The following is a 14,593-nucleotide window of genomic DNA, read 5'->3' as shown; positions in this document are numbered from 1 at the left end:
AGGACGAAGATACGACATTTTGGCAAATAACACTTATTTTTACGCACCATGCAATTATACGTCCCCTTTATCGTCCCACTGCGTACGGCTACGCGCAGCACAGGGGGCAGTGGGGATCAGGCGTTGTATGCGGGCTCGGTATTGCCCCGGCAGCTCATTGAGCAGTCGTTTGCCTACCACCAGTTGGCCAGTGGCGATACGGTACATTACGGCTACGGGTGGCATCTCAAGAAAAACGGCCGCGGCGAGCAGGTGGTCTACCATACGGGCAGCAGCACCAGCTTCCGCAACGTGTTCTACCGCATCCCGTCGCGGCGGCTCAGCATCATCCTGCTCACGAACCGCAACCAGCCCGCGGAAGAAGACATGGTTACGCTGGCTGAGCGGATAGCGGCTTCTTTACCACCCATCGATTTCAGCGTCCATCCAGGCAATGCGGGTCGTGAGCCATTCCTTTAGGTAGTTTACTTCTGCCTCATAGCTCCCCAGCACCGCATGGTTGGGCCACACCCATTCGTTGAGGATGTCCCACCGTTCGAAATTGCGCTGCTGGGCTACGCGGAGCGTACCGAATGCCGCCGCATCGATGGTTGCCAGGAGGCTATCGCGCAGCGAGGGTGCCACCTCCTGCCAGCGGGCTTTCACCGCCTGCACAAATTTGGGGTCGTTGAATAATGCCTCGTACCAGCGGTTGCCCGTCTTTATCCACCACCCTTCGGGCGCTTCGTTGCCGTTGTAGTTGATGTTGCCCATGGCGATGTCAAAATCCCACAATGGGCCCATGGCCAGCTTGCCGCCACGCGGTTTATGCATGTAAATGCTAAGCCCCCCGCCACCTGTATCGTTGTTGCGCACCAGTTCGCTGATGATGTAAAAGTTAACGAATGAGGGCACATCGATGAGGGCCTCATAGTCTGCGGACCGTCCGCCGATATCCGGATCGGTAATGATTGCCTCCACTTCGGCGATGTATGCGGTAATGTAGTCAAATTGCGCGTCGTTGGGTTCCTCCGGGCTTTTGAACGTAAAAGGGAATCTCATCACATCCGAATGGAACCAGCGGTCGGCATCCAGCCGTTCGTCTATTTCAAGGAGGTACCCACCGGTAATCGTTTCCTCGTCTACCTCATCCTCGTCCAGCTCATCGATGGCCACCCGGTCACCTTCCACCCGTATCTGGTCGGTAAGGTGGTACACGCCTTCATACTGGCCGTTGAGGTATACTTCCACAAAGCGGGTGCGCGGCGTGAAACCCGCGATCAGCTGGTTGCCTAGTTCAAAAGCTACGTAATTACGCAGCAGCGTCTTGTCGGCATAATTGGCCAGCAGCACCCAGTTTTTGGTCGCCCCCAACCCGAGCACTCCCTCTTTGTCGTGGAACTTCATCCGGTAGGGCTTTTTGGGCATGCCCCAGGTGCTGTTTCCCCGGCCCCGTATTTCGGTCTCGATAAGCCTATTTTCCTGCTCGTAGCCCGTACCGGGATCCACCCGCAGGGTCGCGTTGATGTAGTCGTCTTTGGAAACGATGGGTTGGCGCCCGTCGGTTTCAATCCAGCATACCGGTATTCCGGCATCGGGGTATACCGCTACCTGGTAGTCACTGGCGGTACTGTCGGCATCGATCACCGTGCAGTGCACGACGGTATTGGGTGCGATGGCCAACGTATCGGCCGTATACAGGCTGTCGCCGATCCACAATTGGTGGTCATAGGGTACCTTGAAGGTGAGTGTCAGGCTATCCGGCAGGTTTTCCCCAGCCGGGATGAGTCCACGCACGGCACCATCGCTATACTGGAATAGCTGGATGTGCTGGCTGAGCGTAGCGTTACGGCTTGCGTCGAGCACGAACTGAAGCGGCCCTTCGTATCGCGGCCCGGGAGCCGGCGGTTCACTGCGTTTGCAGGTAGTAAGCGTAAAAATGGTCGCCAGCACACAACAGCTGGCAAGGAACGGGCGTACGGACTTCCTCATGCGTTAGGGCTATAAAACTTCGAATATAGCCATTTTCTGCGAAAGGAGGGTACCCCTACCTAAAACCGATACATCACGCCGAGCTTCAGGTGCAGGTTGTTCTTATCCTGCGGGTCGAAGCCCCAATAGTCGCTCGTATCGTCGGCTGCCTGGAAGTTCCATTGGTAATTGTATGCATGGATATACTGCAGGTGCGCGTTGAAGATAAACTGCTTGTAATCCCACGATCCATAGGCCGCCACACTCGCATCCACCCAGTTGCGGCGGAAGTCTTTGATGTATGTCACCGCATAATCCTCGTCGTGCACCAAGCGCTGTACCTGCACCCCCAGTTGCTTCAATCCATCCACCCAACTGGCCTGTACGGTTTGGCTGTTGCTGCCCACACCAATACCTGCCCCCAGCAGTTGGCCGCGGTTGGCGTAGCCATCTCGGACCTGATGATGGACATACCAGGGCGCCGCCGATCGGATGCCACGCGTATTGGTCACCGCTACCTGGGTAACCTCGCCCGCCAGTTGCAGGTACCCGCCCCAGCGGTTGTGCAGCGGCACCAGTTTGCGTAGCCCGAAGGTATACGCCCGGGTATGGTCCAGCTGCGTCATCGCGTCGCGCGCATCCCAGTTGTGGTCATTTTTGGCATACTCGCCGTAAAACTCCACCTTGGCTTTGGGTACCACGTACCGGAAATAGAACGAGAGCATCTGGTCGCGCGGGATGCCGTCGTCCGAGCTGCTATCCACTGCAATTTTCGTTTTGCTGAACGCTTCCAAAAAGGGGGCATAGTAGCTGAGACCACTGCCCATATCTTTCTGGTTGGTGTTGTACGTGCGGATAAATCCGAGCGATAAGCCCGGTGTCCATTTCGGTTGGTAGGTAAGGTTAATCCCCGAGAAATACCGCCACCCTTCCGGCTTTGCAACCGCATATTGTTGGTGTGTCGCTGTATCGCCCAGCAATGATGACGGATAGCCCGATTTCTCCAAGTGACCGCCCACTACCTGGAACTCGAACGATCCGATGTAGGTTTTAATCGGCTTGGAGGTATTCAGCGTTACGTGCGCAAACCCCGGCGCCGTATTGCTCATCAAGATGGAGTTGTGCAATCCCGGGCCCCACCACAGGTTCTCCGTCGAGAAGCCCAGCGATACGGGGTCCAGCGTGAGCCGCACGCTGCTCTGTCCCAGGTACGCTTTCGTATAGCTTCCGTGGCCGAATAATTCCGGCTGGTCGATGCGATTACCACGATATTGGTACCAAGTTCGGTCCGGCCCAGCCTCCCCACCGACCCCTTCATACACTCGGTTCTGTGCCGACACCAGTTCGGGGCGGAACTGCACGCTCAGCCAGCGATACCTGGCAAAAAAGCCCGTGCTGAAGTAGGTTTGTACCCCCCGCGCCGGAATCATCGGTCCATCGTTCCAGCCGTACGGGTATGCCGTATTCAGCTGGTTCTGCCACACCACGGGCAGCAGCTGCAGGTAGCCGTGGCCATCGCCGCTTTGCCACACCACGTCGGTGCGGCTCGCATCGGGGTAGTGCAGGTATTCGTGCTGTTGCAGCGCCTGGGCCGTGAGCGGCCGTATGCTAAAGGAAATCGTCGAGTCCACGTTGCCCAGCAGTTGCTGCCGCCGATAATAATCCTCCAGTACGGGTAGTCCCACCGGAATGGTCTGCGCATGCAATACCGCCGTGCTAGCAATCGCCAGTATCGCCCCCGTCAACCCTTTTATTGTTGTAAGCCTCATCATCATTGCGCAAACTTAAAACCGATAGGCGATGCCCAATCGCATGAGAAAATTATTCTTGTCCTGCGGTTCGAAATTCCAAAACCTGCTGCCTTCCGGGCTGAAGAATTCGTGGCGGTAGTTGTAGCTATGCATGCTCTGTATCTTTGCATGGGCCAACAAGCCGCCGAAGTCCCACTCCCCTTGGAGCGACCAACCGAAGTCTACCCACGAGTTGCGGATATCGGCTACGTACATGTAAAAGAAATCTTCGTTGTGTACGAACCGCTCCAACGAGAAGCCCACCCGTTTCAATCCGCGTACCCAACCCACGCTGGCAGTTTGCACATTGCTTCCCGGCCCGATACCCGCCCCCAGCACCTGCCCGCGGTGCGTGTATCCGTCGCGGACCACGGCATGCGTGTACCAGGTAGGGTATTCCCTCCGGATACCACGCGCATAATACGTGTTATTCATCGATAGTTCGGTGGCTTCGGCCCCCAGCTCGAGGTAATCGCCCGGGCTGAAGCCCAGCGGCACCAGCTTGCGGAAGCCCAGCACGTAACCGCGCGAGTAGGAAGGTTGCACCATCCAGTCGCGCCCGTTCTCGGCCTTCTCGTTCCGGCCATACTCGCCATACACTTCCAGGTTTCCGGCCGGCATCACCCAGCGGAAGAATACGGACCCATAGCGGTCGCGCACCTCGCTGCTGGTACGTTCCACGCCGTTCACGTCGAGGTACGTCGTTTCTTTCACGGCAGGCTTGAAGAAAGGGAGGTAATCGCCGAGGCCCTTCATGTTGTCGGCGTTGACCACAAACGAACGGATGATACCGAGCGAAAGACCCGGTACCCATTTGGGTTGGTAGCTCGCCACCAACCCCGAGAAATAGCGGTTCACGTCGGGCTTCTCCACGTAGTACATTTCGTGGTGCAGGCTTTCGCCGGTGATGGAAGGCGGAAAGCCCGATGCCCGGAGCGTACCTCCTACCAATTGCCCCTCAAAGGAGCCGATGGCGGTCTGCACCGGCTTGCTGGTGTGTACGGTAACGTGGGGGAAGCCCGGTGCGTTGTTGCTCATCAGCAACGCATTGTAGCGGCCCGGGCCCCAATAGAGATTCTCGGTCGAAAAGCCAAAGCTCACCGCGCCGAAGGTTGCTTTGATGCTCGACTGGCCCAGTAATGCCCGCGTGTAGGCCGACTTGCCGAAATATTCGGGCATGTCGATCACGTTGCCCATGGTTCTGTACCATTCCAACCCGTAGCCCGGCATCTTTGCCGGCCCTTCGTACTTCCCGTTTGAAGCGTACACCACTTCCGGGCGAAATTGCACCGTGAGGAACCGGTATTTGGCTACCAGGCCGCCGTAGAGGCGCACCTGCCCGCCACGGGTGGGCACGATGGAGCCGTCGTTCCACCCGTAGGGATAGCTGCCGTTGAGGTTGTAGTCCAGCCCCGCCGGCAGCAGCTGCACATAGCCCTCCTCGTTGGGGAAGTAGTGTAGGTAACTTTTCTCGCCCAGTATCCCCTCGGGGTCGTACACGTTGGTCTGGCCCAGGGCTTCGGCTGTGAGCGGGCGCACGCTGAAGGAAATGGACGAATCCACTTTGCCCAGCAACTGCAACCGCCGGTAATAATCTTCCAGCAGGGAGGTACCCACGGGGAGTGTCTGCGCCCATGCACTTCCTTGCGGGATGGCGAGCAGGCACAGGCTATAGAGTAAATATCTGATCCGCATAGTGAATAATGTGCCTACAAAGAAGCAAAAAATATTCCATTTATCTTCGATGGCCCTTTCGGGGTACACAACCCGGTACTCCTTAAAGGCTAATCGACCCCGCCCCAACAAAATAATCCACCGGATAGGTGTAGTCATCGTGCTTCGCATGATCGATGCCGTAGTCTGCAAATACCAATAATTTACTTCCCGGTGCTAAGGCTTGGAATGCCGTTCCGTATCCTGTCGGCACATGGATGACCCGCTGGTCTTCGCTGCGCAGGATGATTTCGTCCACGGGCAATTCCCTGGATGGCTGTTCCCAATTGTCAATCTTCACCGTTTTCAACGAAAAGGCTCCTGCCAATACGTAAAACCAGCGTTGCTCGATCCGGTGCGCCCGCCATCCGCGAATGGTTTCGATGTCCTTGTTTTCGATGATATAAAACCGTTTCACCGCAGCCATGTCAAAATCATTGACAAACCGGATGCTGCCTCGGTGATCTTCTGCGATGCCGCCCTGTGTAATGGCTATCTCTTCCATGCGTTTCTTACTTCTTGCTTACGGGATTAATGGCACGCAAGTTATGATTTATACCCAAACCAACCTAGTCGAACGTTCAACGCACCATGCACGGAAAAAAACCACAAAATGGAAGGTGAGCGGATACGAAATCGAATACCGTGCGCTGTCGTTGGATGATATGTGAAAATTGCTCCATTGAGAAAGCCGCGGGCAATTTCCCGCCATGCCGATATGCAACGCGGCGTACCGCCTTTGCGATCGTGATATTTTCGTATTTTTGCGCGCGGCCATATTCCTTTCGAATGGTCAGAAGTAACACACAGCACGGAAGTTAAGATGAAGTGCATAAAAAATGACAAATAACCATTTAAAAAATACCGTCGCAAATGCCCGCATCGCCATTATAGGGCTTGGCTACGTGGGTTTACCCTTGGCTATCGAATTCGCTAAGAAATACCATGTGCTGGGCTTTGACATCGATGAAAAGCGCGTCGCTGATTTGAAGGAAGGAATAGACCGAACGCAGGAGGCCGATCTAAAAGCCTTAGCGGAAGTTACCCGAATAGAACAATTAAGTTTTTCGGCCGACGTTAATGACCTTCGTTCCTATAATACCTTCATTGTTACCGCACCCACTCCCATAGATGAATACAAAGCGCCGGATTTGAGGCCGTTGATTAACGCATCGGAGATGCTCGGTAAGGTATTAACGGAAGGTGATATCGTCATCTATGAATCTACCGTTTACCCCGGCTGCACGGAAGAGATATGCATTCCTGTTCTTGAAGAGGCTTCAGGCTTGGTGCTCAACAACGGTTTTTTTGTCGGCTATTCTCCCGAGCGTGTTGTTCCAGGCGATAAAATCAGGACGCTGACAAAAATCAAGAAAGTAACCAGCGGCTCCACACCGGAAATCGCCGAACGGGTAGACGACCTGTATCGTTCTATCATCGAGGCGGGCACCCACAAAGCCCCCAGCATCAAGGTAGCCGAGGCTTCGAAGGCCATCGAAAATGCGCAGCGCGATGTCAATATCTCCTTCATTAACGAGTTAGCGTTGATTTTCGACCGTATTGGTATTGACACCAATGATGTGATAGAGGCAGCAGGAACTAAATGGAATTTCCTGAAATACAAACCTGGTTTGGTTGGTGGCCATTGCATCGGTGTAGACCCCTACTATCTAGCACATAAGGCCCAATCGCTCGGCTACCTCCCACAGGTCATCCTATCGGGCCGCCGGGTCAACGATCAGATGGGAGCCTTCGTAGCCGACAAGGTGGTGAAGCTGATGATTCAGAAAGACCACAAAATCAAAGATTCCCGGGCACTCATCATGGGCATAACCTTCAAAGAAAACTGCCCGGACATCCGGAACACGCGCGTTGTGGATATTTACCACGAATTAAAACAGTTTGGACTTGCCGTGGATATCTACGACCCTTGGGCTGATGCGAAGGAAGTAAAACGGGAGTACGGCTTAGACATCCTCAATGCCGTGGATGAAAACGTGGTTTACGATGCGATTGTTGTCGCTGTTGCCCATCGTGAATTTTTGCAGTTTGATTACCAAAAAGTAAAACGCCGCAATGGCGTTATTTTTGACACCAAAGCGTGTTTGGAACGTAGTTTGGTAGATGGGAGGCTTTAGTTACCTGTAGGATTGACCACTTCCCACTCTTCTGCGATATAAAACCCATTCGAAAATTGAATTGGCAACTCATTAGGTGAAGAGTATTTAGGCAACTCGCTAGCGATCCTGCCTTTCCAAAGAATTTTCTTTACTCCATCATCTACCAAATACGCGCCAGGATAAGGGCGGGTAGTAGCACGTACCAAGGTATCCACTTCCAACACGGTCATTTCTCTATGCAGTTCACCGTCCGCGGGTGTCCGGCCCTCCCAATACGTAGCTTTTGATTCATCCTGTACCATGGCTTCTACACGATCGGCTGCCAAGTCTTCCCAAATCTTCTCGATGAGTTGGATATGCGCTTGGTTTACCTTATCGTATAAAACGGTAGCCGTTTCTGCCGGTGCCAATGGAATTTCATATTGACCTAAGATAGATCCCGTATCCACACCCTCGTCCATTTTAAAAAAGGTAACGCCCGTTTTGGTTAATCCTTTGATGATCGCCCACGGAATGGCAGCCCGGCCACGGCCTTCCGGTAGTAGTGTTGGGTGTGCACCGATAGCGCCTTTTTTTGGTGTTTTAATAGTTTCAGTCGCGGCGATTTGGGACCACCCGATGATAAACAGCCAATCAATATTAAGCCGCTTCAATACATCGATTACCTCCGCATCGTTCACATGGTTGATTTTTAGTACGGGGATATTATGCTTGGCCGCAAATTCGTCTACGTAAATTCTACCTGACTTTTTCTTGGCCTTCTCATCTTTCAGCGTAATGATCAAATCAAGCTCCCCGCCTACGCGATAAATCGCCTCCATGCAACTTAAGCCAATCTGGACACACGTACAAAATGCAAACTTCATAACCAATTAATATGTCGGTGGCCTTTTAGTTAAATATACCAATGTTCTGAGCACAACCCTAATATCCATCCACAAACTTAACTTCTGAGCATAGTCTCCATCAAACCTTGCCTTCTCTTCTTCCGGCATAAAATCATACGAATTGACCTGTGCCCAACCCGTTAATCCCGGTCGCAAGGCTAAAGCCCCATTTTCGCTGCGCAGGGCAACCAAGCCGGTTTGAGCCGGAATAGGTGGTCTGGGGCCAATGAGGCTCATATCGCCTTTTAAGATATTAAATAGCTGCGGCAACTCGTCCAAATTCGTGCGTCTGATTACCTTACCGAGCGGTGTAACCGTAAGTTTTTTCACATCCGACGATTCCACATTAGGTGTAGCCACCGGCATACTTCTGAATTTCAAGAAAATAAACTCTTTCCCGTTCCGGCCTACCCGTTTTTGCTTAAATAAGGCTGGTCCGCCATCTTGTAATTTCACCAACACGGCAATTATCAACATAACGGGCGATAATATCAAAATTACCCCAAGGGATGCAATGATGTCGATCAGTCGTTTTAGCGTTGGATACATGGTTACCTATCCAAAATTATTAACCTGATACACCAATTGGAATGCCTCTGCATATTTCACTCCAGCTTGCCCGCCACGATAAGCAGCTAATCCGTTGATTGCCTCGTTACTTCGGGGATGCGGATAGGGCCGCATCACCCCATCGTAAGCATTTAAGGCCTCGATTTTCTTTGCTACGCCGACTTCACCCACCTCAATGAATGTATTGGGCTGAAACGTCTGGCCATCTACCGGAAATGCCCAATCCGTGGAGCTGGGGATTTCCATAAAGTAAAGTCCTTTCACTGGTTTAACCGGTTTTCGCTGCGAAAGCCGCACGGCCGCCTGGCACGCTTTAGAGGTGTGGTAATGGTCGTTATTCAAATCATACGGATGGTGGGTGAAGACATAATCCGGCTGAAGTTCTTCGATATGCCTTTCCATAAACTGTACCAGCTCCAAATGTGGTACGGTATTGAACTTTATATTCGGGAAAGGGCCTAAAACGGGTGCCTCAGCGCCGATGATTTTTTGTGCACTATTCGTATTTGCCATCAGCACCTCCGTTTCAGGCCGGTGCCTTCGCGCATCGACATCCCCTGACAAGATGAGGTTATATATCGTATGCCCCCCCCTACTTAAGACGTAACTTGTGGCGCCAAATCCTAATACTTCATCATCCGGGTGGGCTGTGACGGTAAGATAAATCATGAGCCTTCTGCTTTAAATGAGTGGATAGTTCGCTTCATTCCTTCCCTTGCATCGATCGGTAAATTCGCACCCATCGTTTGTATCAGTTTCGTATTGCTTACCACATAATTCTCGGTTAATTTCTTCAACCTTTCGGAATCTAAAGGGAGATGTAAGATATCACCGATTCTGGCGGCAAAGTTAATCATCCATTTCGGTGTTTCCCATAACTTATTCTTATACCCGTGTTCTTCATAAATTATTGACATTATTTCAGTCGTCGACATTGGGACGTCATCAGCGACATTATATATACCGCTAGGGTAATCATTTTTAAGAAATCGGTCGATAACGAAACATAGGTTTTCTACCGATACGAACGACCGTTTGTTTTCAAACTTGGCCAAAGGGTATGGAATACCACGCTTGCCGATTTGATAGATTAAGTTAAGGTTGCCTTTATTACCCGGGCCATGAATCATACAGGGTCGAAGAATATAAATTCGTTTATAATCTGGAAGAACTTTATTTAAAAGATATTCTTCCGCTTTCAGCTTAGACTCGCCGTAAGGAGTCTGGGGATTAGGAATTGTTTCTTCTGTCAAAACGTCTTCCACACAATCAGCTGCAGCTTTGACGCTACTTATATAGATAAATGAACGAGCTCCACTTTGTAAAAAAGCATCGAAAAGCTGTACAGTCAAATTCGTATTAACTCTAAAGTACTCAGACGCTTCACTTACATTTTTAGTGTCGTGAGCTTTTCCTGCAAGATGAATCACTACGTCGCACGACCTTGGCATCGACGGCAACCAATTGCCTCTCAAAGAAAATGGATATATCGAAACCCCCTCTCTAGACAAATAGCTGTTTAGATTCTTCCCTAAAAAACCTGAAACACCAGTAATAGCTGCCTTCATTAATAATGGATCATAATTAAATCACTGATAACTGCCCTTTAATCTTGGTCTTCGAAAATATTTTTATGATAGAGCAAAGGAATCCCTTATAGATTTTAAAGCAGCCGTTTAAAGACCCCCGAATATAGCGTTGTGATGATTTTCCAACGATAACGCCTCTCCGCTATACTTTTCATTCTTTGTCTATAAAAGTCCATATCTATCGTATTCACATCGTTCAAAATACCCATAAGTTCGTCCGCAGATCCGAAATACATAGCTGAATTTTCTGTCGTCTCTATGTTGTAATCTACCTTAAAAACCGCGCAGAAAAGACCCAAGCTCATCGCCTCCACTAAAGATGGGTTTGTACCACCGACACTATGCCCATGTACGTAAATCTTACAATTGCCCCTTAATTCGTCCAGGCGCTTCTGTTCGTAAATAGGATCCAAAAGAATTAGGTTCTCGTATCCGCTGTATTTTTTCCGTATCTCTTTACCAAACTCACTGAAATTCCAGTTACCTATAAGAATAAGTTTTATCGATGTCTTACTGAAAGCTTCCAATATCATAGCAATATTGTTCTCGGGCTCTATACGACAAACTTTAAACGCGTATTCTCGTGGCTCGATGTTGTATAAACGCGCTGTCTCGGGACTCAACGGAACAGATTTGACGTTATCCCCTCCGTATTCTATTAAATCCGAACTCCGCCCATACTCTGTATGTACATAATGCTGTATAACTTTGTTATCAGCTATAATAGCGTCGGCATTTTTAATCCCAACCCCTTCCAGAAATTTAAGAAACCTCCGGACATTCTTACTCCATTTATCCCGTTTCCACTCAGCACCATCGGGATGAAAAATGATTTTTTGCTTAAATAATTTTAATATTGGAAATGTTAAACAGCCTGAGGGTCCTAAGACCAACACCAAATCATAATTAAATAAAGCATGGATTAGCGAAAACGAATCATAAGGCACACTCTGCCACCCGTTAGCCTTTAATGGCAATATCTTAAGTTTTGCACCATTATATTCGCGTAACCCTTTAACAGCATTATATGAACTTGTGTAAACAATAAATTGATAGCTGTCTCGCAAATGGTCCGTTAAATGGTTCATTAGCTGGTCCCACCCCCCGTATCTACCAGGAAGACCATTGGTACCCACTATAGCAATTGTTTTTCTTTTTGACATTATATTAGAAAACAGTTAAAATATACTCATTTAAACAACAGTGATTTGTTGAGAATTGCTGCAAATATGCATTTAATATCTATCACGTTTCGAATAATAGGCTAAATCACGAACAAATAAATTCTACTTGAATATTGCGTTCAGTGTGGCGAAGGGCATAATTATTCGGCCGATATATGAACATTATTTTCCTAACGTTCGTACGATTCCGCAAACTACTAAAATACTTTTCGAACTTGTCTCCAAATGCGATTCGCTATTTTCTTCATTCCCTTATCCGATGGGTGGATTTGAATACTGGGATTCGTAAAGCTTTTAAATGCGGTATTCTTATTATTTTTTTTATAAATACCTCCGATATTGACGTAGATAAGACCTTCTTTTTTTGCAAATTCCCCCAGCTGTTGATCCACTTGTAGATTCGGCCAGAAACTACTCACTACGACAACCGGAATATCCTTATTATTTGAACGCAAATAAGTTATCAACTCCCTCATGGGATTGTATAATGGGTATTTCTTTGCAGTATCCGCCCGGATATTCTCGCCGATACTAATAATGATAAGATCAGGATTAAAATCCTTATATTCACTAACACTAGAAGCATCAAACTCCCAGTATTTATTTTCAAATGACCTAACTATATTATCAGCCTTTACAATAACATTTGGATTTTTCCTCCTCATCTTCAATTCTAACCGCGACACATAGTCGTTATCAGGAGTACTTGCAGCCATTCCCCAATTTCCACTCCAACCAATCGAAGGTCTTTTTGCATGAAAAGTTATACTATTCCCTAATATCAAGACCCTCGTCACCTTCGGTAGATCCGCATACTCCGCATACACAGATGAAACAGTAAGCGTGTAAATGGCAGCAATGAATACAGTCAATAATTTTTTCATCTTAATCTTCTTCTCAGTATCTACTTTTTAAGACTTTAGCAGGAACTCCTGCAATAATAGAATTAGCGGGCATACTTTTAGTAACTACCGACCCCGCAGCAACTACACAGCCCGAACCTATAGTCACTCCGGCCAAAACGGTTACCTTTGCACCGATCCAACAGTTGGACTCGATGGTTATTTTACTTCTTGACGTACCTTGGTCCTTTATAAGCAGTTCTGAAGAGCTAAACAGATGATTCTCCGGATGGCAACTAAAATATTGTCCAATAATACAGTCTTCTTGAATTTCCAGTCCTCCTGACCCCCCTAAACTCGCAAATTGGCCGATACCGACTCTATTTCCAATTCGGACATATTCGCCTAAGTTATTAAAGGAAGAGGAAGTTATAATCTGGCTGTAGGCCCCAATACTACAAGAGTTTCCAATAATCAGTTTATGCCTACCAAGACCAATTATTGTCGCGCCTTTATCGATCTTCGTCCATTTACCTATCTCAATATTATAAAAATTAGAGATACTAACGTTTGGTCCTATAAAAACGAACCGTGGGACTTTTAAATGAAACAGATAGATTAAAATAGCCCTAAGGAGTGCAACGGACTTATCAAAAAAAAGACCAATTATCGCTTGAGTATTAATAGATTTATCAAATGCAAATTTTGGATTTCTTTTTTTAATAAACCACTCGATAACTCTTTTCATGATACTATCGTAATCCTTGTTTCAATCCTTTTAGTAATTTATTACTTAGTCCGATCGAAGGCGTAAGCCAAGCACCTTCTCCGTATTCATTCCAAGCATATAGAAAACCAACTTTATTAATAGTTGCATACTCCGGGTTGTTTAACAGCCATTTTTTGAGATTAGCAACAGACTTTTTCACCGATTTCTTTGAATAGTTAGTGTATCGTTTAGCTCCCTTAAGCGATGGGTTGACATCCTCCCATGCGCGTTGATCCCAATTTAATGTAGTAACGGGAATATACGGGAAACCAGTAGTTTTCGCTTTGTCCCAAATTACCGTTTCTGCATTTAATAATTTCGCAATATTTAATACCTGCTCATTTCCATCAAATCCAGACTGAGGATAATTATACCCCGTCAAGATATCAAAGCCACATCGTTTAGCGTAGTCAACATGTTGTTCATTCCGCGGATCAAGGCAAACAGCAATGCTTACTCCCCTCACCCCAAGCTTCTTCGCTTTGGCTCGGAAATCGTCCAACGCTTCTCTTACTTTTGCCGTGCTTCCACCAAATGTTTCTACTAACGGTCCGAGACTAAAAAATGTAATCAAAGGCTTATCGTCTACGCGGAGATAGTGAGGATCAGCGAACAGCTTGCACCAATAATCGGTAACAACGTTCCAATGTTCTTGTTTAATGGTATAATGCTTTCCATGATTAGCAATCATCAAACTGAACTTCAATTTGCTTTTCTCTTTTGACGACAAATAGAGTTTTAATGCATTATTTTTGGGATCTACATCTATATTCTTCCCATGTACGCCTGTGTAGTACCAACAAAAATTAAAAAAGTCTAAACCAGCTTCGCTTGCAAGTAATATTTGATTATCAATTATTTCCTGCGTACTCGTAACCCATCCCCAAATAGGTTCACGATCCTTGAAATTCGTTTTGAGGTTCTCAGAAATATGATACGTCTTACCTGTCCATCCATCAAAATAATAAGCTCCAATCTTTACGCTTTCTTGCGAAAAACATGGTGCTATTGATAAAGAAAATAGTACACTATACATGGTTAAAACAACCAAGAAATAGAAAGTTCTTAAATTACTCATTACAATTAATGGTTTTGACAATCAAATTTTCAACAATTATCAAGCCACGAATAAACTATATATCTTCAGTTTTCTAACCATCATACTCATTAAGGACAGCC

At 48.0% G+C, this 14,593-nt stretch carries 15 protein-coding genes; 3 read left to right on the top strand and 12 right to left on the bottom strand.

What is annotated here, in order from left to right:
- Positions 1-48 precede the first annotated feature (48 nt).
- The gene (locus tag ACEVG1_RS03550) at positions 49-459 is read left to right on the top strand and encodes a serine hydrolase (RefSeq protein ID WP_374742183.1); all 411 of its coding nucleotides are present in this window, start codon (positions 49-51) and stop codon (positions 457-459) included.
- Here the strand turns inward: ACEVG1_RS03550 and ACEVG1_RS03545 are convergent.
- From ACEVG1_RS03545 to ACEVG1_RS03530, 4 genes are all read right to left on the bottom strand, one after another.
- A complete protein-coding gene (locus ACEVG1_RS03545) occupies positions 400-1,971 on the bottom strand; it encodes a CotH kinase family protein (RefSeq protein ID WP_374742182.1) in 1,572 nt (523 codons plus the stop codon). The two genes, ACEVG1_RS03550 and ACEVG1_RS03545, sit on opposite strands and share 60 nt — an antisense overlap.
- 59 nt (positions 1,972-2,030) lie before the next feature.
- Positions 2,031-3,725 carry a capsule assembly Wzi family protein gene (locus tag ACEVG1_RS03540; protein ID WP_374742181.1) on the bottom strand — a complete coding sequence of 565 codons (1,695 nt, stop codon included), beginning with the start codon at positions 3,723-3,725 and terminating at the stop codon, positions 2,031-2,033.
- A gap of 9 nt (positions 3,726-3,734) precedes the next feature.
- On the bottom strand, positions 3,735-5,435 hold the full coding sequence (locus ACEVG1_RS03535) for a capsule assembly Wzi family protein (protein ID WP_374742180.1): 1,701 nt from the start codon (positions 5,433-5,435) through the stop codon (positions 3,735-3,737).
- Between the two features lie 82 nt (positions 5,436-5,517).
- A complete protein-coding gene (locus ACEVG1_RS03530) occupies positions 5,518-5,958 on the bottom strand; it encodes a WxcM-like domain-containing protein (RefSeq protein ID WP_374742179.1) in 441 nt (146 codons plus the stop codon).
- Positions 5,959-6,001: 43 nt separating this feature from the next.
- On the opposite strand from ACEVG1_RS03530, the gene ACEVG1_RS03525 reads away from it, so the two are divergent.
- Both ACEVG1_RS03525 and ACEVG1_RS03520 read left to right on the top strand, forming a co-directional pair.
- Positions 6,002-6,124 (top strand): hypothetical protein, encoded by a 123-nt coding sequence (locus tag ACEVG1_RS03525; protein WP_374742178.1) that lies wholly within the window; start codon positions 6,002-6,004, stop codon positions 6,122-6,124.
- A gap of 168 nt (positions 6,125-6,292) precedes the next feature.
- Complete coding sequence (locus ACEVG1_RS03520) at positions 6,293-7,591, top strand: nucleotide sugar dehydrogenase (RefSeq protein ID WP_374742177.1); 1,299 nt, start codon at positions 6,293-6,295, stop codon at positions 7,589-7,591.
- Here ACEVG1_RS03520 and ACEVG1_RS03515 read toward each other — a convergent pair.
- The 8 genes from ACEVG1_RS03515 to ACEVG1_RS03480 form a co-directional block, all read right to left on the bottom strand.
- Positions 7,588-8,394 (bottom strand): formyltransferase family protein, encoded by an 807-nt coding sequence (locus tag ACEVG1_RS03515; protein ID WP_374742176.1) that lies wholly within the window; start codon positions 8,392-8,394, stop codon positions 7,588-7,590. The genes ACEVG1_RS03520 and ACEVG1_RS03515 overlap by 4 nt on opposite strands.
- Before the next feature lie 51 nt (positions 8,395-8,445).
- On the bottom strand, positions 8,446-9,009 hold the full coding sequence (locus tag ACEVG1_RS03510; RefSeq protein ID WP_374742175.1) for a sugar transferase: 564 nt from the start codon (positions 9,007-9,009) through the stop codon (positions 8,446-8,448).
- A gap of 6 nt (positions 9,010-9,015) precedes the next feature.
- Positions 9,016-9,699: a PIG-L deacetylase family protein gene (locus ACEVG1_RS03505; RefSeq protein ID WP_374742174.1), complete on the bottom strand. Its 684-nt coding sequence runs from the start codon at positions 9,697-9,699 to the stop codon at positions 9,016-9,018.
- Complete coding sequence (locus ACEVG1_RS03500; protein WP_374742173.1) at positions 9,696-10,598, bottom strand: NAD-dependent epimerase/dehydratase family protein; 903 nt, start codon at positions 10,596-10,598, stop codon at positions 9,696-9,698. The genes ACEVG1_RS03505 and ACEVG1_RS03500 overlap by 4 nt, the downstream gene beginning before the upstream one ends.
- A 95-nt stretch (positions 10,599-10,693) precedes the next feature.
- Positions 10,694-11,782, bottom strand: coding sequence for a DUF1972 domain-containing protein (locus tag ACEVG1_RS03495; RefSeq protein WP_374742172.1), 1,089 nt, complete (start codon positions 11,780-11,782; stop codon positions 10,694-10,696).
- A gap of 218 nt (positions 11,783-12,000) precedes the next feature.
- Positions 12,001-12,687, bottom strand: coding sequence for an SGNH/GDSL hydrolase family protein (locus ACEVG1_RS03490; RefSeq protein WP_374742171.1), 687 nt, complete (start codon positions 12,685-12,687; stop codon positions 12,001-12,003).
- A 13-nt stretch (positions 12,688-12,700) separates the two neighbouring features.
- Positions 12,701-13,393, bottom strand: a complete 693-nt coding sequence (locus ACEVG1_RS03485) for a DapH/DapD/GlmU-related protein (RefSeq protein ID WP_374742170.1) — start codon at positions 13,391-13,393, stop codon at positions 12,701-12,703.
- 4 nt (positions 13,394-13,397) lie between these two features.
- Positions 13,398-14,492: a glycoside hydrolase family 99-like domain-containing protein gene (locus ACEVG1_RS03480; protein WP_374742169.1), complete on the bottom strand. Its 1,095-nt coding sequence runs from the start codon at positions 14,490-14,492 to the stop codon at positions 13,398-13,400.
- Positions 14,493-14,593 lie beyond the last annotated feature (101 nt).

Source organism: Parapedobacter sp. 2B3 (genome assembly GCF_041925275.1).
GTDB classification, from domain to species: domain Bacteria; phylum Bacteroidota; class Bacteroidia; order Sphingobacteriales; family Sphingobacteriaceae; genus Parapedobacter; species Parapedobacter pyrenivorans_A.
This window is presented reverse-complemented; position numbering and strand designations above follow the sequence as displayed.

Coding starts and splice junctions, on each gene's coding strand:
- ACEVG1_RS03500 (WP_374742173.1), bottom strand. CDS start 10,598: ATGAAGGCAGCTATTACTGGTGTTTCAGGTTTTTTAGGGAAGAATCTA.
- ACEVG1_RS03520 (WP_374742177.1), top strand. CDS start 6,293: ATGACAAATAACCATTTAAAAAATACCGTCGCAAATGCCCGCATCGCC.
- ACEVG1_RS03525 (WP_374742178.1), top strand. CDS start 6,002: ATGATTTATACCCAAACCAACCTAGTCGAACGTTCAACGCACCATGCA.
- ACEVG1_RS03480 (WP_374742169.1), bottom strand. CDS start 14,492: ATGAGTAATTTAAGAACTTTCTATTTCTTGGTTGTTTTAACCATGTAT.
- ACEVG1_RS03545 (WP_374742182.1), bottom strand. CDS start 1,971: ATGAGGAAGTCCGTACGCCCGTTCCTTGCCAGCTGTTGTGTGCTGGCG.
- ACEVG1_RS03530 (WP_374742179.1), bottom strand. CDS start 5,958: ATGGAAGAGATAGCCATTACACAGGGCGGCATCGCAGAAGATCACCGA.
- ACEVG1_RS03505 (WP_374742174.1), bottom strand. CDS start 9,699: ATGATTTATCTTACCGTCACAGCCCACCCGGATGATGAAGTATTAGGA.
- ACEVG1_RS03510 (WP_374742175.1), bottom strand. CDS start 9,009: ATGTATCCAACGCTAAAACGACTGATCGACATCATTGCATCCCTTGGG.
- ACEVG1_RS03515 (WP_374742176.1), bottom strand. CDS start 8,394: ATGGAGGCGATTTATCGCGTAGGCGGGGAGCTTGATTTGATCATTACG.
- ACEVG1_RS03495 (WP_374742172.1), bottom strand. CDS start 11,782: ATGTCAAAAAGAAAAACAATTGCTATAGTGGGTACCAATGGTCTTCCT.
- ACEVG1_RS03535 (WP_374742180.1), bottom strand. CDS start 5,435: ATGCGGATCAGATATTTACTCTATAGCCTGTGCCTGCTCGCCATCCCG.
- ACEVG1_RS03490 (WP_374742171.1), bottom strand. CDS start 12,687: ATGAAAAAATTATTGACTGTATTCATTGCTGCCATTTACACGCTTACT.
- ACEVG1_RS03540 (WP_374742181.1), bottom strand. CDS start 3,725: ATGATGATGAGGCTTACAACAATAAAAGGGTTGACGGGGGCGATACTG.
- ACEVG1_RS03550 (WP_374742183.1), top strand. CDS start 49: ATGCAATTATACGTCCCCTTTATCGTCCCACTGCGTACGGCTACGCGC.
- ACEVG1_RS03485 (WP_374742170.1), bottom strand. CDS start 13,393: ATGAAAAGAGTTATCGAGTGGTTTATTAAAAAAAGAAATCCAAAATTT.